Below are 16,582 nucleotides of genomic sequence, written 5' to 3' on the forward strand. Positions count from 1 at the left end.
ATTTCACTAGCCAAGGGTGAGCTGGTGAGATAGCCTGTTTTTTTGTGTAATGCTATAGAGAGGCAACATTCTGTCTAACGGTTAGTCCATCCGGTATTTCTTTGCCAGGCAGGAAATGAATGCTACGGATGTAGCGGATTGTTCGACTCTGTGCCCGCATGATGACCGAATGCGTCTCAGCGCGCTCTTTGCCGATAAAACGGACACCGTTCAGAAATTCACCTGAGGTTACGCCAGTGGCGGCAAAGAGTACGTCGCCTGTGCCAACCATGTCCTCCATGTATAACACTCGCGTAGGATTAGAAATTCCCATACGGACACAGCGCTGCTGCTCAAGAGGTCCATCGGGAAGCAAACGGCCCTGCATTTCTCCACCAAGACATTTCAGTGCGGCAGCTGCAAGGACGCCTTCAGGTGCTCCGCCCGAGCCCATGTACAAATCGACATCGCTATCCGGCAGGGCTGCCGCAATAGCGCCAGCCACATCGCCGTGACCGAGTAGCTTAATCCGTACACCCGCTTCTCGAAGACTATGAATGAGCTGCTCATGCCGTTTGCGGTCAAGTACCATTACAGTTAGCTCGGAGAGGGACTTGCCACTGAAGAGGCATGCTTTCTGGAGAGTGACCTCCACAGGGTCTTCAAGACTAAGCTTCCCGGCAAGCTCAGGACCGCAAGCGAGTTTCTCCATATAAATGTCTGGAGCATGCAGCAGGCTGCCCTTATCTGCTATGGCAATCACGGATTGGGCATTGTGAAGACCACAGGCCACCACTTCAGTGCCTTCCAGAGGATCGACGGCTACATCGACAGAAGGACCCTTTTGATTCCCGACTTTCTCGCCAATATAGAGCATTGGAGCATCATCCATCTCTCCTTCACCAATGACGACCGTTCCGTCGATGGAGACGGAATCAAACATGGAGCGGATGGCAGTCGTGGCTGCATCATCTGCCGCATTTTTATCTCCCCGCCCGATCCAGCGAGCTGAGGATAATGCACCTAGTTCAGTTACCCGTACAATCTCAAGAGCCAGTTCGCGATCCATTCTAATTCCCTCCAGTACATCCCATAAATTTTAATCTGAATGTTAGATATAACCCATAATAATACCAGCGGTTTCTTCTATAGCTTTGTCGGTAATATCGATTACAGGACAGCCTAGCTTATTGAACAGAGAAGAGGCATATTCCATCTCCTCTGTAATCCGCTCCAGACTTGCATATTGGGAGCCAGTCGGTAACCCAAGCGCCTTCAGCCGCTCGGAGCGAATCTTCAGCATATAATCCGGCTTCATGGTTAGTCCGATCAGTCGGTTCGACGGCAAGCTTAGCAGCTCTTGCGGAGGAGCAATTTCTGGAATAATCGGATAGTTAACGACCTTTTTCCCCCGATGGGCCAAAAAGATACTAAGTGGTGTTTTTGAAGTACGGGACATCCCTAGTAGAACGATATCGGCCTTCAGCATAGCGCCGAGATCGCGGCCATCATCACAGGCAACTGTGAATTCGATAGCCTCCATACGGCGGAAGTAGTTCTCATCAAGCTGGTGCAATAAACCCGGTCGCTGCTGAGGAGCGTCGTCAAACGTATCAATGAAAGCTTGCATCATTGGGCCCATGATATCGACGATACGAAGGTCAAGCCGTACAGCCTCTTCTTTAATCATCTCTCTTAGCTCCGGCTGCACCAGCGTATAGACGACAAAACCTTTATGCTGCGCGGCTTCTTCCATAAGCTTCCGGAGCTCATCTTCATGTCTAATGTTCCCGTATCTTTTGATGGTGATCTGCTGATTCTGGAATTGATGAATGACGGCCTGCACGACAGCTTCCGCCGTATCTCCTATAGAATCTGAGCAGATCGTTATTAGGTTGGAAGATTGCTCGATGCTCATGAATTCCTCCTGTTATCCTTTGGCTTCTAGTTCGAGGAGAAGTTTTACGATAGCAGTTTTCGTCAAGCGTCCTATGACATCCAGTTTCGTACCATTGTCTTCTGTGGCGCTGGGAACAACTACCGGTAAACTATCTACCTCGTGAAAAATCATTTTATGTGCGGCATCAAGCACCGTCTCATCTGGTGAAGTTGTGACTACTTTGGGCTGGCGTGTCATGACCATGCTTACGGGCATGGATACAGCACCCGGATTGCCAAGGGTTACTTTCAGGAAATCCTTACGTGAAGCAACACCGGTGAGCTTGCCCTCTTCGTCACAAATAATAAGGGTGCCAACATCCTGTAGAAATAGCGTAACTACGGCATCTTGAACCGTAGTAGTCTCACGGATAATAATAGGTACACTTTGAATCTCTTTTACCTTTGTCTCCTGCAACAAATAATTGCTTCCCAGACGATTAGATGATTTGAGTCCCGGGAAGTAACCGACTTTAGGTTTAGCATCGATATATTTGAGCATAACCAGAACAGAGAGATCGGAGCGAATCGTTGGCCGTGTTAAATTCAGACATTCGGCAATCTGTTCGCCGGTAATCGGAGCTCTTTTGTTCACAATATCAATGATTTCTAGTTGACGTGATGTCAGTTCGATCGCAATTCCCTCCACTTCAGATAAAAAGGCATTCCTCTTTAGAAAAGAAGCGCCGTTAAGCGAATCCTCCTTTCATATATGAGTCATATATAGATGTTTTTAATTTAACTTGGTTATATAATACGCAATAGTGGTCATAAATGCAATATATAGTACGTCATATATTCATTTTTTTTGACGCAGATGTACGGACCCTACGCTTTAACATTAATTGTTTCAAGGCATCAGCATTGACCAGGATGGTCCCAGCAATGATAGTGAATACACCGAGGATCGTAACCCAATTCACGGCTTCATTATAAAAGAAAAAGCCAACCCCTACGGCAATCGGTGGAGAGATATAGAGCCAGGTAGAAGGAAACACAGGATTTGTCTTAGCGACGAGCCAGTAGAACAACGAATGACCGACCATCGAGCCGATTACGATTAGATAGAGCAGTGAACCTGCGGTCTCGTAAGAGAGGAGAAACTCAGGATGTACATTTTCGGTGGCTAAGGAAAGAATGAATAACAGCACTCCACCATACATCATTTGGGCTGCATTAAGTGCGATTGGAGAGACCTCAGGCATACTGTTGATTACTTTTTTAGAATAAATCGCACCTACTGCGTAACAGCATTCCCCAATGAGGACAGCTGCGCAGCCGATGAGCCATAACGGTGAAATATCAACGACAAGATTAGGAAGAACGAGCAGCAGTACGCCAGTCAACCCGATGATACAACCATATAGGGAGATGGCAGGTGCTTTTTGACGAAGAATAGAAGTTTGGAGCAACAGAATCATGATCGGACCCGTGGCAGAGAGTACAGCTGCTAACCCGGAAGATACATATTGTTCAGCCCAGTAGAGACCTGCAAAGGTGCCAAAGGTTAACGCAGATCCGGTGAAGAGCATTTCTTTACGTAGGAGCAGGGAGAAGCTAGCCTTTCGTTTCCAGACCATCCATAGAAATAGAACAGCGCCTGCAACAAAAAATCGCAAGCCTGCTGAAAAGAAGGGCGGCGCACCGGCATCCACACCGATTTTGATAGCTAGAAAGGTCGTACCGAAGATCAGACATACAAGTGCATAAGCGAATAAGATCATTTTGAAAGTCCCCTTTAGTGTGTGTATATAACGATCCTTGAATCAGTTCGTTAATCATATAGGGGAGAACACAGAACAGATGATGTTGAGTAGAACAGATGACTTCGAAAATCGTGTACAATACTGTAAATAGGAGTTGTTCGGAGAGGAGTTGCAGTGAGGTGAAAAAGTCAGCGAGCGTGGAGAATAATCATCCCTTGTTTCGGCAGGTATATGAATTTCTAGTGAATCGCATGGAGCGAGGGGAGTGGGGGGCACATGATAAGCTTCCTTCTATACGGCTGCTAGCGGAGGAATTACAGGTACATCGACTGACAGTATTCAAAGCGTATAGAATGCTGACAGAGGATGGAAAAGTTTATGTAAAAGATAAATCAGGTTATTACGTATCGCCTGTTAGCTTGGTTCCTATTGTAGAAAAAGGAGCAGCAGTGACTGCCTATGCGCTCACTAATCCTCTTTCGGATATACAGAGAATGCCTGCTAAGTATCAGTTCTCACAGGCGCTGATTGATCCAGGTCTTTTGCCAAATCTTTTTCTATCCGACTATGTCAAAAAAGTGTTCGATTTATATCCCAAGGTCATGGGGACGTACTCTTCGGTTCAGGGAGATGAGGAGTTACGGGAGACGCTTAGTCGTCATTTTCGGAAGAAGAATCGGCTACAGTTATCCTCGGAAGAGCTGCTTATTACTTCAGGTGCGCAGCAGGCGATCAATCTGATATCACGAATTGTGCTCGGGCCTATGGACACGGTGCTTGTGGAGCGACCGACCTACAGTGTGGCCATGGATATTTTTCGCCGGGAGGGGGCAAGGCTGGTTCCGGTGGAGATCACTCCGATGGGCTACGACTTGGAGGAAGTTGAAGCGCTGATGAAAAAGCATAGACCGCGCATGTTCTATATCAATCCGACTCATCATAACCCAACTGGATATACGGTGCCAGCGCAGCAACGTAAACTGTTGGTCGAGCTTGCCGAGCGTTATCGCTGTCTGTTAGTCGAAGATGATCCGTTCCGCGATATGTATTTTGAAGAGGAGCCCCCGCCGCCCTTTTTTGCTTACGATACCGAAGGTTGGGTGATCTATATTAGCAGTTTCAGTAAATATGTAGCCCCAGGCTTACGGATCTGTGCGGTGGCTTGTCGCTATCCGTTTATGGAGCGCTTGATCACGGCCAAATCACTCGCGGACAATGGTACTCCGCTGCTTAACCAGAAGATATTCCTACATTACTACACGTCATCACGTTTGCAACAGCATCTCGGTAAGCTACGCATTGCACTTCAGGTGCATAAGGAGATTGTAGAGGAGGAGCTGGCTGGGACTGGGTGGGAGTGGACGCCTCCGCAAGGGGGCTTGAATTTATGGGTGAAGCTGCCGGACCATCTTTCGGCGGATCGACTGTTTGCCTCAAGTATGGCCCAGTCGATTGCTTTTGTGCCAGGAGAGTTGTTTGATCCGCTTGGTGAGATGAGGTCGAGGATTCGAATAAGTTACTCTTTTGCAAGCGAAGGGGTGCTACGTGAGGGGATTCAGCGGATGATTGCAATTGCGCGGGGGTTATGAGTAGGTACAGTAGACATGAGGAACTAATGAAGACTATTTAGGATGGAAGAGATTAGACTTGTATAACTTGTTTGGAAATTGTTGTAACACTTTCTTCTTCTGTTCCGTCTGTAGAGTAAAGAAGGAGGTTATTATGATGTTTAAGACCAAGTTCCGCAGTCCACTTATGATGTTCCTAAGTATAACGTTAATATTTATGGCCTTACTGACGGTGCGTCCCTCCGTTACTTATGCGTGTTCCTGTGTTGTACCTGCGGAGCCACTTGAGGCGCTGGAGTCAAGTTCAGCCGTCTTTACTGGGAAAGTAGTGGACAAAAAGGAGCCAAAGGGGACTATAATCTCATCTGCGGATCCAGTAAAAGTAACCTTTGAAGTCGATTCCAGCTGGAAAGGAATTAAGGGGAATAAAGTTACCTTGAGTACTGCTTTATCGTCTGCCAGCTGTGGGTTTGAATTCGTGGAAGGGGAAAGTTATATCGTCTATGCGTATGCTAATGACGAAGATGACTCTGGTAAATTAGAGGCCAGTTTATGCAGCCGAACGAAGCTGCTTGCCTCGGCATCAGAGGATCTGAAGGAGCTTGGACCTAGTATATCGGCAGGTACTCCTACAGCTTCTCCGGAGGTAACATCAAACCATTCGCCGAAATCCGAAACTGGGAATAATGGGGCGACTGAAGTTGAGGGGAAACCAGCTGCGGAGAGTGACTCTTTTCCACTTGTGAATGTAGGGATCAGTGGAATCATTATCGTTTTGATAGCGATAGCTGGCGCTGTACTCTACCGTCGTAGAGATGGTGGAACGCGTAAGAAATAACGCTTTAACTGTAGGTTCACGTTATGTCGTGATGAAATAAGCGGTCGCCCGGGAGTTGTTCGGGCGACCGCTTATTTGTTTGAGCTGACCTTAAGTAGGTGGTGGGCGGTGTGGGTACTGGTGCTTAAGTATAGCTCGGGTCATCAAAACTCGAAGTAAGTGAAATCCTTCTTAAAATTGTCGTGGTTTACTCGATATTATCGATAATTAGGGAAAATCTCCCTGATTTAATCGTATTTTACTCTGTATGATCGATAATTGGGGAATTCCTCCCTAAAATTCTGCGGAAATGCCCTATTTTTCCTATAATCGACTATTTATTAGGGAGAATTTCCGCAAAAAGTTTAATTTGCGCTTATAAAGTTCGAATTTGGGGGAGAATTTCCCTAATTATGAGTTCAAGGAGGGCAGAATTTTGTGAAATACGGTGAACATTAGATGTTGTAAGGTGAGACAAAGTAAATTTAGCTAATGTAAGTTGAAATCAGTTAAAGTTCGCTGCTGTAAGATGAATTCATGCTACAAGCTTCGTCACACCCAGCCAAACAACCGAGCAAGCTGAGCGACAGCAAAGGTTACTCCAATGGCGATACCGAGTGGGATGACTGCTGAGAGAACAGCCCACTTCATGCTTTTTGTCTCCTTATAGATGTTTACGAGTGTAGTGCCGCAAGGATAGTGAAGTAGGGAGAACAACATCATGTTAAGTGCGGTCAGCCAAGTCCAGCCATGTGATAAAAAGACATCTTTGATGCTGCCCAAGCTATCGATATCGACCATAGCACCTGAGGACATATAGCCCATAAGCAGAATGGGCAGTACGATTTCATTCGCAGGAAGTCCAAGAATAAACGCCATGATGATAAAGCCATCCATGCCGAGCATCTGTGCAAAAGGATCGAAGAATGCGGCCATATGATTCAGGACAGAATCTCCACCAACAAACAGGTTGCCAAGAATCCAAGTGATAATACCGGCAGGGGCAGCAACGACGATGGCACGAGTAAGTACGTTAAGGGACTTATCTTTAGAGGAAATAAGTATGGTCTTCCAAATTTGTGGACGACGATAGGGCGGGAGCTCTAGTGTATAGTGCGTTGGAACACCGCGTAGCGCAGTTTTGGACATGACCCAGGAAACCGTCAGGGTAACGATGATGCCGATCAGCACCATCCCCATAAGTACGGAGGCGGTGGTGAGGGTACGGAGTGCGCCTGTCGTAGCCGCTCCTGCCATGAATAAGGAAGACAATAGAATCAATGTCGGCCAGCGGCCGTTACATGGAACGAAATTGTTAGTCAAAATCGCGAGCATCCGTTCACGCGGCGATTCGATGATTCGGGTGGAGAGGATCGCGGCGGCATTACAGCCGAAACCCATAGACATGGTCAAAGCTTGCTTGCCGTGACCGCCTGATTTTTTGAACAACCGATCCATGTTAAAAGCAACCCTCGGCAGATATCCGAAATTCTCAAGCAGCGCAAACACTGGGAAAAATATCATCATTGGCGGCAGCATGACGCTGATGACCCAAGAGGTTCCTCGATATAATCCAAGAACAAGTACACCGTGTAGCCAAGCTGGGGCATGGATCGCCTCAAATCCGGCAGTGAGATAACCTTCGATGAAGCCGAAGAAGGAAGCAAGCCAGCTTGAAGGATAATTGGCGCCGGCAATCGTAATCCAGAACACGATACCGAGGATGGCGAGCATAATGGGGAATCCCCATATTTTTGAAGTTACGATATTATCTAGCTTATAAGTGCTGTTCAGCTTCTTCTTATCCCTATAGGTGACTGCATCCCCGCAGATGCCTGCGGATACGCCATAGATACCACTGACAATCTCATCCCGTATCGCTCCGCCGTCAGCGAGCTTTTTCGCTGTGGACAGCAAGGAATCTAGAGGATCTAATCCCTTAGTGATATGCGGTGACTCCATGACCGATGACCTCCTTTGCTTCAGGTAATTCTTTATTCTTCATATTCTCTTTAAGTGAGGTAAGAAGGCTGTCATCACCATCTAACAGGCGCAATGCAATCCAGCGGGCCGGGTATTTGCTGCCAATGGTTTGTTCTACCAGCGGTGTAAGCTCTGCAATTCCTCGTTCAATCTCCTCGTTGTACGTAATACGCAGTGGCTGTGCAGTGAATGCGCCTGTAGCCACTCGCTCCACCTGATCCAATAACGCCTCAATACCGATTTTATTGCGAGCCGATATCGCTACAACAGGCACGCCGAGACGTTTGGAAATACGTTTCAGATTGATGTCGATACCAAGTTTACGGGCTTCATCGATGAGGTTGATGCAGACTACAGCCCGCCCGGTAATCTCCAGCACTTGCAAGGCAAGGTTGAGATTTCGTTCTAGCGAGGTAGCGTCGAGAACAACTAGTGTCACATCGGGCTGTTCAAAAATAATATAATCTCTAGCCGCTTCTTCATCAGCAGAATTCGAGTACAGCGAATACGTACCAGGAAGATCTACTGCGAGGTACGTATGGTCCTTATGCTTAAACTCGCCTTCAGCGGTAATGACGGTTTTACCTGCCCAGTTTCCTGTATGCTGGCGCATGCCGGTCAGCAGATTGAAAAGCGTGCTTTTGCCAGTGTTAGGATTGCCTGCAAAAGCGACTGTGAAATGACTCATGCTTCTACACCTCCGATGACTTCTCCAAATATTAAAGAGCTTTCTTCTCTACGTAATGCAATGGTCGTGTTGCTTACCCGAAAAGCTATAGGATCTCCTAAGGGACTACGCCGTAACACCTCAACGGCATTACCGACTACAAACCCGAGATCCAGTAATCTTCTTCTAAGCACGCCCTGAACTTCAATGCCGCTGATACGCAGTGTGCTTCCTTTAGCCGCTTCTGATAAAGGAATACTAGCTCCAGACATTAGATCCCCTTCTTTCATTTATTATTATTTGTATTTTTATGGTTATTATTTTGTGCATTGGAATTTTTCTTGTGGTCTGACACAATATTAGTATATGTGAACAACTTTGTCCCTGCAACAAGAATGTTTCCCTAAGGCAAAATTAATTTAGGCGCAAAAAAGCCCCTAACGGAAAGAAGGCTTGCGCTCTCCAGCCGAGGGGCTAAGGTTGAGTCTACTTATAGGCTTGTCTTTAATTGGAATAGTCTAATCAAAGTTTTTATTAGCCGTGAAGTTATGTCCAGCTTCCAAAATCAAGCGTACGTCCAGTCTCTACTAAAGTCTTGGTATTACTTAGAACCTGCCACCAAGCGCTGATGCTGCCTGCATACGACGGATCTTCAGGATGCCATTCATCATGGATAAGCGTGAGCTTAGTAGTTCCGCCCACCGGTTCAAGCAGCCAAGAAATACGCGATTCATATATTTCATGTCCTTTATGATAGGAAGGTCCTACCTTATGCGTGAAACGCAATGCTTTTTGCGGAGTGAACTCCAGCAGAGTCCCATAGACATGCAGCGTTTCATCTCCATCTGCACCGGGTCCGATGTATTCCAGTAATTCTCCTTCTTTGAAGGTTGAACGAATAACGCTGCCGTAATAAATCTGCTTCGTACCTTCCGGAGAGATTAAGGTTTCCCATACCTGCTCAGGTGTTCCGCCAATATAAAATTCATAGTGTAGTTCCTTCATTCGTTATTCCTCCTTGATTTATAGGTTCATTTATTCCCTCAGACTCATTTACACTATACAAAAGGATCACTGACAACTACGGTCAGTGATCCTAAAGTAATTTATGTCTTATAATGAGCTGCTAAATTGGAGGCTATGGAGGCTAGTCTTTCTCTTAGTGAGGAAGGCTCCATGATGCGTAATGTGGTTCCATAAGGCAACAAGAAATAGGGTGCATAAGTCAGTAAAGAAGTTTCGTCCACTTGAAAGCGGGCTTGTCCTTCCATGCGCTGTACCAGCGTATGTCCGAACAACCAATGACTGCATAGATCATTCAAGACTCCCTCATCGGATGCGATGAGTACTGTAACTAGTTTCTCTTCAGTATTGCGTGCAGGCAGTAAGCTCTTTAACAAAAAATCACGTGCAGAGAAGTCAGCAGGACGAGCGAACACAGCTTCTGTACGGTGTAGTTCAATGATTCTATCCACCCTGAAACTACGAATTTCATGTCGCTCGTGGCAGTAAGCTACGGTGTACCATTGGCCCTTCCAGAGCACAAGTCCGTAAGGATCAATGGCACGGGATGATTTGGTTTCTCCATTACCCTTACGATATTCCATTTGCAGGGTGTATCCGTTCGCTGCCCCCAATTCCAATTCTTGAATCAGATGGCTAAGCGACGGGGAAGGAGAATGGATCGTCTCAATGCCATTCTCATGGCGCTCCATTTGTTCTAATTGCTGGGCATTGCTGTATCTTTTTAGCTTGGATAGGGCTCGGTCCAGAGCTTCAACATAAGGATATCCGGTCCCCCTGGCAAAAGAAGAAGCTTGTAGAAGGGCACGCTGCTCTTCGGAGTCAAAGAATAATGGAGCCTCAATAAAATGCTCCGGTAAGCTGTAACCGCCACCAGGCCCGCTATCCGCAATAACGGGTACACCACTGATGCATAACGCATCGATGTATCTGTACACAGACCGAACACTGATCTCTAACGCTTCTGCTAGTTCTCCGGCGGTTCTTCCCCGCTGCTTGAGCATCCAAAGAATGGATAACATATGATCAGCCTTGGACATAAATCTGGAGCCTCCTTGCTGCAGAAATTAGTAGTTCAACTATAGCAAAATGCTCATAGATCAGCCAGAATCCTTTCGATAGGATCTTATTGCTGTTTAACCATACGTTTTTTGCCATAAGTTCCGAGTCGCCATAAATATTCTACCGGTCCCATCCGGAACCGTTTGAGAATAAGGGTACTAGATATGATTTGTAGAAGCAGTATGGCCGCCGCTGCAATCATCTGTGTCGATACATGCACTGTACCAGGCCAATCTAGCAGATTGGATAGTGTTAGTATAATAACGGTTTGCAATAAATAATTGGTTAAAGCCATTCTGCCTAGAGAAGCTAGGGGCGCAAGTAGTTTCTGTACAACTCCATGGCGCATGAGTAGGGTTAGCGTTGTCACATAAAAAATACTGACTGGAAGTCCGCCTACTGCGAAAGCTACATCCAGAGCGCCTGTTTTATCCATGATACTCTGTTGCGCAAAATACATCGGAATGATTAGCAGCAGAGAAACCACTTGGGTGATCCGTAATCCTAGCTTATACCGTGACGGATTCTGAAATAATCCAATCTGACCACTCCAATGCCCAAGCAGAAACATACCAAACGTTACCACTATCGGGCCTAAGTAGAGACCTGCAAGGGTGACCACAATGCCTGCAATTAATACAAAACTTGACTTTAACTTATAAAAAGGAAGGAGAATCAGTCCAATGACTGCATAGATGAGCAAGGTTTCACCGGGTTGGAAATAATGGTGCACCAGACCGATTAGAAATAAAATGAACAGCCTACGCAGAAATAATACACGGGGCTTAGACTCCCCTTTAGCTTCAACCCGGGATAAGAATAACTGAAAGCCAACACCGAATAAAAATGAGAATATCACAAAAAATCGGTGATCCACTGCTACATCAAGAAAACGAATAATCTGCAAATCGAGCGAGTTAAATTCCATCGTACCGAATACCATCTGACGAATGTTTATGAAGATGATACCCATTAGAGCAAAGCCACGGAGCACATCGAGTGTTACGATTCTTTTCACCATATTCTTTATACCATCATCTTCTTGAGACTTTGTATGTAGCGTGATCGCGCTATGATGAAATATATAGTTTGCACAGCAAGGAATGCACCAGATGTAATTAGGACAGGTACCGTTACATTCGTGATACTAATTTGCTTCAATACCGGTCGGATGACGACAAGCGTCTGGATGGTAGCGACAATGATCGGAATATAGAACAGCACAGAGATTTGTCTGGTGGCAGAAGCAGACATTTCTTTGACGCTTAAACCGATTTTAGACAAGGCATTATACATTTGCTTATCTGCATTCAGCTCAGTATGAAGCTTGAAGAAGAGGAAGCTGGCTGAAGAAAGTGAGAAGATAAGCGCGATAAAGATCCCTATAAAGCTAAGCATAGCCGTGCCTTGTTTGGTAGTTAGATAATCATCTGCTCGAGCATTTAATATGGAGATATATTGATTGTTGGTATTGTTGGAATCTCTACTCCACTGGATCAGTTCATTGGTGATGATGGTTTCAGGTGAGGTATCCACAGGTAGTGGACCGTCCCAAGCAGGGATTTTATATAGATATTTCACATATGATCTCGTGTACTTCGCTGCTGAAGAAGAGATATTCTTGTACAAGCTGTCATCTACAATTAAGAGTGAGCTTGAATATTGCCCCATGGGATGGCTCTTCGGAATTCGTACCTCTTTCAGCATAAGCTCCGCATCGTTTTGAACCTTCAGCAGAATCTTTTGATTAATAGTATAGTTCTGTGAATCCACCTGAGGGTTTAGCAGTAAGACAGCTTCTTTGTCAGATAAGGGAGCAACTTCGGACATATCCATTTTTGAAGTTAACTGATTGAACTGGGACCAGGATATTAAATCAATGCTTTGGGTAGCTTCTTTACCCAGACTCTGAATGGAGGCAGAGATTAGCTCGATTTTATTCTCTGTATACTCCACTTTAGCGTTTTGTAATTTATTATGAATGGGTTCTAAGTCAGGGGGAGTTTTCCCTGGTTTATAAATCGAATACTCCATAGCGAATGGACTATTTTTATAGAGTTCTACGTTTGCTTGATTAATCGATAAAATAAATCCTGACGCCATGCAAGCAAGCGAGGTTACAACCGTTACAAGAAACAGCATTCTTGCATTATCTTTGATCTTGTAACTCATCTCGGAAATCCATAACAGGTTGGTTCCGCGCCAAAGTCGCTTGCGGCTTAGTTTAAGCAGACGTATTCCGAGTACGGACAGCTGAGAGTAAAAGAAATAGGTACCTGCGATCCCCGTGACAGCAGCAACTAATAACGTAATTGGAGACAATTGCTTTCGAATGGCGAGTGCCCCTGCCGTCAATAACAGAAGCCCAAGGAGTGAGAGCAGCCAAGACACACGGGGCTCCTTTTTAGGTTTAACACTCCCTTTTAACAGATCAAGGACTTGATGTTTGCGGATAAATAACAATGTGAAGATAGAGATGACCAGAAACAGTGAGATAAACGAAATAGATGTGATCAACAGCGGTTTAACTGGCCAATAGAAGGGTAAATGATCCATTCCCATAATGGTCGTGCTGAGCAGCAAAAATAACTTGGATAAAAGCATGCCGAAAGACATACCTGTTACTATGGATAGTAGTCCGATCAGCATATTTTCTATAAGAATCAGTTTGTTGATCTGACCGGAACGTGCACCTAACATCATTAGTATGCCGAACTCCAGATTACGAAGTTTCAGAAATGCACTAATCGAGTAAAGAACGAAAAAGAAAGCAAAGACAAACACAATATAAGAAGCGATTTTCATACCAGCGGCTGAATTTGTACCTAGCTCGATACTGGCAACCCCAGGATGATAAATAAAGACGGAATATGAAAAGAAGATCATGACCATAAAAGCACTACTTAAGAAAAAGGCAAAATACGCCCGAGAATTACGCTTCACATTGTTAAACGCGAATTGAGGAAAGTTCATGACTATTCCCTCCCCAGAATGAAAGTGTGTCGATAATTTTTTGGAAGAAGGCTTGGCGGTTATCTCCCCGGTGAATTTCGGCTGCTAGCTTCCCATCTTTTATAAAAATAATCCGATTGCAGTAGCTCGCTGCCAGCGGATCATGTGTCACGAGCATTAGCGTAGTGCCTTCTTTGCAGTTAATATCCTCTAGCGACTCCATCACAATTCGTGAGGAATTAGAATCAAGTGCCCCTGTGGGTTCATCTGCTAGAATGATCGAAGGCGAAGTAATAATGGCACGGGCAATCGCTGTCCGCTGCCGTTGTCCGCCGGATATTTCATAGGTGCGTTTATTCAGAATTTCCGTAATGTTCAAGCGTGCAGCGACCTTTTGCAGCAAGGCTTCCATTTCGGAGAGCTTGCGATTATCCAGCGTTAGAGGAAGCACGATATTTTCGGCTACCGTTAAAGTCTCCAGGAGGTTAAAGTCTTGAAATACAAAACCGAGTTCTCTGCGACGAAAGTGAGCAAGGTCTTTTTTGTTCAAAAGATAAGGATTGCTGCCGTTGATATTCACCTCACCTGAGGAGGGCTGATCGATGGTAGACACCATGTTAAGCAGAGTGGTTTTGCCGCTCCCTGAGGGGCCCATGATGCCAACAAATTCGCCGCTTTCAATGCTAAGATGAATATCGGTGAGGGCCTGTGTCTTTACTTTGCCCGGATATACCTTATTAAGACCTTTGACTTCTAAAACATCCATTCCTATCATTCCTTCCATTACAATCTAATTTCATCCGTCCTTAAGCGGGGACGTGTTATGTATATAATTTACAAGATCGGGCTATGTGCTGCTATGGATTTACCTTAACGTTATCTTACAACCCGTTTAAGGTTATGTTCGTACGTGAAGCGAGTAGGCCATACATAAAGAAGAGGGACTCCGTAGCCATAAGTTAAGTATGACTAGAAGTACCCTCCGATCTTATTTCTGTAAATGGTCACTGTTGTGAAATGTAATTTGGACTTTAGTGCCTTCTCCAAGCTTAGATTGAAGCTCCACAGTATGTCCTAGCCGGATGCAAATTTCTCGCACTAGATACAGTCCCATTCCTGTTGACTCATGGTATTGGCGTCCACGTTCACCGGTGAAGTATGGATTAAACACTCGTTTGAGGTCTTCAGGAGAAATGCCGATACCTTGATCTGTAATATTAAGTAAGAAATCCGTTCCGATGTGCTTTGATGAAAGAGTTACGGTTTTATCGTTGCCGGAGGTGTAATTGACAGCATTGGTTAAGATTTGGGTTAGCATAAACATTAACCATTTGGCATCACTATATACGGTGAAGTTAGGATTGATTTGTATATTTACTTTTATGCCTCTTCGGATGAAAAGCCTGCGGTTCTCAGCTACAGATTCACTAACCACTTTACTGAGAACTAGCGGCTCCACTTGGAAATCATCCTCAAATTGATCCAGCCTTGAAGTATAAATCACCATTTCCAGCCCTCTGCGCAGACGTTCCAATTCCTCCTGAATACTTATAGCAGCCTCATCCTCAAGATCCTCTAGCGAAAGCTGAATGACTGAAAGTGGGGTCTTCATCTGATGAACCCAGCGGTTCATGAATACGATATGCTGATCCATTTGGCGGACATGCCCATTTACCTGCTCCTGATACTGGCGGTCAATAAGCTGTAATAACTCATGGATCGCTTCTGGTAGCGGGGTGTCTCCTAAGGAAACAAGATGTTCCTCTAGCATATTCTTGGGATTACTTAAGGCTGCGTATAATCTCCGGTGCTGAACGTATCGGTAGCCAAGATACAAGAGAAGAACTGCAGTGCTCAGGGCTATGCCATAGAGCATGATCGAGAGGGGTCTATCCTCACCTGTCAGCCAATATAGTGGTGGAACAAGCAGTACTTGAAGCAGGTAGAATAGGATAAATGGAAGCTGGTCTCTCCAAAATAGCTTCATAGCATATCCTTAGTGACATTAAGCCGATAGCCAGCGCCTCTTACAGTTTCCACAATATCGCCAAGACCGAGGTCCTTGAGTTTTTTGCGGACACGGGTTATGTACACATTTAAAGTATTGTCGTCTATAAAATGCTGATCCTTCCACATGAGATCTAGCAGACGCTCCCGGTTAACAACTCGTCCTTCTTTTAGCAATAAGGCTTCCAGTAGAACCGCTTCTTTCTGTGTCAGCTCGCTAGTATGTCCGCCAAATTGAATCACATACCGCTCAGGATAAAGAATTAGTTCTCCGGCTTGGAGCGTCCGTTCCTCTTGAATTTGTGAGTAAGAGCCGTAAGCTCTGCGTAAATGGCTGCGGATTTTGGCAAGTACGACTTCATAATGAAAAGGCTTGGTGATGTAATCATCCCCGCCATTTTCTAGCGCCATCACCTGATCCATTCCACTATCCCGAGCGGATATGAAAAGAATAGGGCAGAGTGAGGTAGTGCGAATCTGGCGACACCAATAAAACCCATCATATTTAGGCAGGTTGACGTCCAGCAGAACAAGATCAGGATGGGTGTCATTAAAAATCTCCAGTACCCTGTTGAAATCCTCTACTATCACCGTACGAAATTCATATTTAGATAGATACGTGCTTAGAAGGCTTGCGAGCTTAGCATCGTCCTCTATGATTAGAATAGTCTCCATAGTTGTGCTCCTTTGATCAAATATAAGAATGCAGTGGTTCACACGGTTATACAGTAACATGGACTAGGAAAATTATGCAAAAAGGACGTCTAGCTGCCGAAAAATAATATGAGGAATAGTTGCACTTTGTACAATAGATTCTATCAAAAAGACATTGGGATTTGATTCTATTGCACATCCTGCAACCAATTGGTTACCAAAACGT

At 45.2% G+C, this 16,582-nt stretch carries 16 protein-coding genes; 2 read left to right on the forward strand and 14 right to left on the reverse strand.

What is annotated here, in order from left to right; genetic code table 11:
* Positions 1-52: 52 nt before the first annotated feature.
* The 4 genes from glpX to MKX35_RS27075 form a co-directional block, all read right to left on the reverse strand.
* Complete coding sequence (gene glpX / locus MKX35_RS27060) at positions 53-1,048, reverse strand: class II fructose-bisphosphatase (RefSeq protein WP_076283979.1); 996 nt, start codon at positions 1,046-1,048, stop codon at positions 53-55.
* A 42-nt stretch (positions 1,049-1,090) separates the two neighbouring features.
* Entirely contained in the window at positions 1,091-1,897 is an 807-nt protein-coding gene (locus MKX35_RS27065) for a pyruvate, water dikinase regulatory protein (RefSeq protein WP_076299199.1), read from the reverse strand.
* A 12-nt stretch (positions 1,898-1,909) separates the two neighbouring features.
* Complete coding sequence (locus MKX35_RS27070) at positions 1,910-2,566, reverse strand: helix-turn-helix transcriptional regulator (protein ID WP_042185371.1); 657 nt, start codon at positions 2,564-2,566, stop codon at positions 1,910-1,912.
* A 142-nt stretch (positions 2,567-2,708) separates the two neighbouring features.
* The gene (locus MKX35_RS27075) at positions 2,709-3,641 is read right to left on the reverse strand and encodes a DMT family transporter (RefSeq protein ID WP_076299200.1); all 933 of its coding nucleotides are present in this window, start codon (positions 3,639-3,641) and stop codon (positions 2,709-2,711) included.
* A 161-nt stretch (positions 3,642-3,802) separates the two neighbouring features.
* Here MKX35_RS27075 and MKX35_RS27080 point away from each other — a divergent pair, with 161 nt between their 5' ends.
* Together MKX35_RS27080 and MKX35_RS27085 are read left to right on the forward strand one after the other, a co-directional pair.
* Positions 3,803-5,212: an aminotransferase-like domain-containing protein gene (locus MKX35_RS27080; protein ID WP_076299201.1), complete on the forward strand. Its 1,410-nt coding sequence runs from the start codon at positions 3,803-3,805 to the stop codon at positions 5,210-5,212.
* Positions 5,213-5,345: 133 nt separating this feature from the next.
* The gene (locus MKX35_RS27085) at positions 5,346-6,029 is read left to right on the forward strand and encodes a hypothetical protein (RefSeq protein WP_143759394.1); all 684 of its coding nucleotides are present in this window, start codon (positions 5,346-5,348) and stop codon (positions 6,027-6,029) included.
* 531 nt (positions 6,030-6,560) lie between these two features.
* Here MKX35_RS27085 and MKX35_RS27090 read toward each other — a convergent pair.
* The 10 genes from MKX35_RS27090 to MKX35_RS27135 form a co-directional block, all read right to left on the reverse strand.
* On the reverse strand, positions 6,561-7,970 hold the full coding sequence (locus tag MKX35_RS27090; protein WP_076299203.1) for a nucleoside recognition domain-containing protein: 1,410 nt from the start codon (positions 7,968-7,970) through the stop codon (positions 6,561-6,563).
* Positions 7,948-8,679 (reverse strand): FeoB small GTPase domain-containing protein, encoded by a 732-nt coding sequence (locus tag MKX35_RS27095; RefSeq protein ID WP_042185385.1) that lies wholly within the window; start codon positions 8,677-8,679, stop codon positions 7,948-7,950. Before MKX35_RS27095 ends, MKX35_RS27090 begins: the two co-directional genes overlap by 23 nt.
* The gene (locus MKX35_RS27100) at positions 8,676-8,930 is read right to left on the reverse strand and encodes a FeoA family protein (protein ID WP_042185387.1); all 255 of its coding nucleotides are present in this window, start codon (positions 8,928-8,930) and stop codon (positions 8,676-8,678) included. Before MKX35_RS27100 ends, MKX35_RS27095 begins: the two co-directional genes overlap by 4 nt.
* A 274-nt stretch (positions 8,931-9,204) precedes the next feature.
* Positions 9,205-9,663, reverse strand: coding sequence for an SRPBCC domain-containing protein (locus MKX35_RS27105; protein WP_076299204.1), 459 nt, complete (start codon positions 9,661-9,663; stop codon positions 9,205-9,207).
* Between the two features lie 101 nt (positions 9,664-9,764).
* Complete coding sequence (locus tag MKX35_RS27110; RefSeq protein ID WP_076299205.1) at positions 9,765-10,721, reverse strand: helix-turn-helix transcriptional regulator; 957 nt, start codon at positions 10,719-10,721, stop codon at positions 9,765-9,767.
* Positions 10,722-10,807: 86 nt separating this feature from the next.
* Positions 10,808-11,764: a DUF418 domain-containing protein gene (locus tag MKX35_RS27115; RefSeq protein WP_076299206.1), complete on the reverse strand. Its 957-nt coding sequence runs from the start codon at positions 11,762-11,764 to the stop codon at positions 10,808-10,810.
* Positions 11,765-11,769: 5 nt separating this feature from the next.
* The gene (locus MKX35_RS27120; protein WP_076299207.1) at positions 11,770-13,716 is read right to left on the reverse strand and encodes an FtsX-like permease family protein; all 1,947 of its coding nucleotides are present in this window, start codon (positions 13,714-13,716) and stop codon (positions 11,770-11,772) included.
* Positions 13,691-14,461 carry an ABC transporter ATP-binding protein gene (locus MKX35_RS27125; protein WP_076299208.1) on the reverse strand — a complete coding sequence of 257 codons (771 nt, stop codon included), beginning with the start codon at positions 14,459-14,461 and terminating at the stop codon, positions 13,691-13,693. The genes MKX35_RS27120 and MKX35_RS27125 overlap by 26 nt, the downstream gene beginning before the upstream one ends.
* Positions 14,462-14,683: 222 nt before the next feature.
* Positions 14,684-15,682, reverse strand: coding sequence for a sensor histidine kinase (locus tag MKX35_RS27130; RefSeq protein WP_076299209.1), 999 nt, complete (start codon positions 15,680-15,682; stop codon positions 14,684-14,686).
* The gene (locus MKX35_RS27135; RefSeq protein WP_076299210.1) at positions 15,679-16,377 is read right to left on the reverse strand and encodes a response regulator transcription factor; all 699 of its coding nucleotides are present in this window, start codon (positions 16,375-16,377) and stop codon (positions 15,679-15,681) included. Before MKX35_RS27135 ends, MKX35_RS27130 begins: the two co-directional genes overlap by 4 nt.
* Between the last annotated feature and the right edge of the window lie 205 nt (positions 16,378-16,582).

It is taken from the genome of Paenibacillus sp. FSL R5-0923 (genome assembly GCF_038009145.1).
In the GTDB taxonomy this organism is placed as follows: domain Bacteria; phylum Bacillota; class Bacilli; order Paenibacillales; family Paenibacillaceae; genus Paenibacillus_AQ.

Excerpts from the sequence above, each read along its gene's own strand:
- glpX (WP_076283979.1), bottom strand. The coding sequence starts at position 1,048 with ATGGATCGCGAACTGGCTCTTGAGATTGTACGGGTAACTGAACTAGGT.
- MKX35_RS27065 (WP_076299199.1), bottom strand. The coding sequence starts at position 1,897 with ATGAGCATCGAGCAATCTTCCAACCTAATAACGATCTGCTCAGATTCT.
- MKX35_RS27075 (WP_076299200.1), bottom strand. The coding sequence starts at position 3,641 with ATGATCTTATTCGCTTATGCACTTGTATGTCTGATCTTCGGTACGACC.
- MKX35_RS27085 (WP_143759394.1), top strand. The coding sequence starts at position 5,346 with ATGATGTTTAAGACCAAGTTCCGCAGTCCACTTATGATGTTCCTAAGT.
- MKX35_RS27090 (WP_076299203.1), bottom strand. The coding sequence starts at position 7,970 with ATGGAGTCACCGCATATCACTAAGGGATTAGATCCTCTAGATTCCTTG.
- MKX35_RS27095 (WP_042185385.1), bottom strand. The coding sequence starts at position 8,679 with ATGAGTCATTTCACAGTCGCTTTTGCAGGCAATCCTAACACTGGCAAA.
- MKX35_RS27100 (WP_042185387.1), bottom strand. The coding sequence starts at position 8,930 with ATGTCTGGAGCTAGTATTCCTTTATCAGAAGCGGCTAAAGGAAGCACA.
- MKX35_RS27105 (WP_076299204.1), bottom strand. The coding sequence starts at position 9,663 with ATGAAGGAACTACACTATGAATTTTATATTGGCGGAACACCTGAGCAG.
- MKX35_RS27110 (WP_076299205.1), bottom strand. The coding sequence starts at position 10,721 with ATGTCCAAGGCTGATCATATGTTATCCATTCTTTGGATGCTCAAGCAG.
- MKX35_RS27115 (WP_076299206.1), bottom strand. The coding sequence starts at position 11,764 with ATGGTGAAAAGAATCGTAACACTCGATGTGCTCCGTGGCTTTGCTCTA.
- MKX35_RS27120 (WP_076299207.1), bottom strand. The coding sequence starts at position 13,716 with ATGAACTTTCCTCAATTCGCGTTTAACAATGTGAAGCGTAATTCTCGG.
- MKX35_RS27125 (WP_076299208.1), bottom strand. The coding sequence starts at position 14,461 with ATGGATGTTTTAGAAGTCAAAGGTCTTAATAAGGTATATCCGGGCAAA.
- MKX35_RS27130 (WP_076299209.1), bottom strand. The coding sequence starts at position 15,682 with ATGAAGCTATTTTGGAGAGACCAGCTTCCATTTATCCTATTCTACCTG.
- MKX35_RS27135 (WP_076299210.1), bottom strand. The coding sequence starts at position 16,377 with ATGGAGACTATTCTAATCATAGAGGACGATGCTAAGCTCGCAAGCCTT.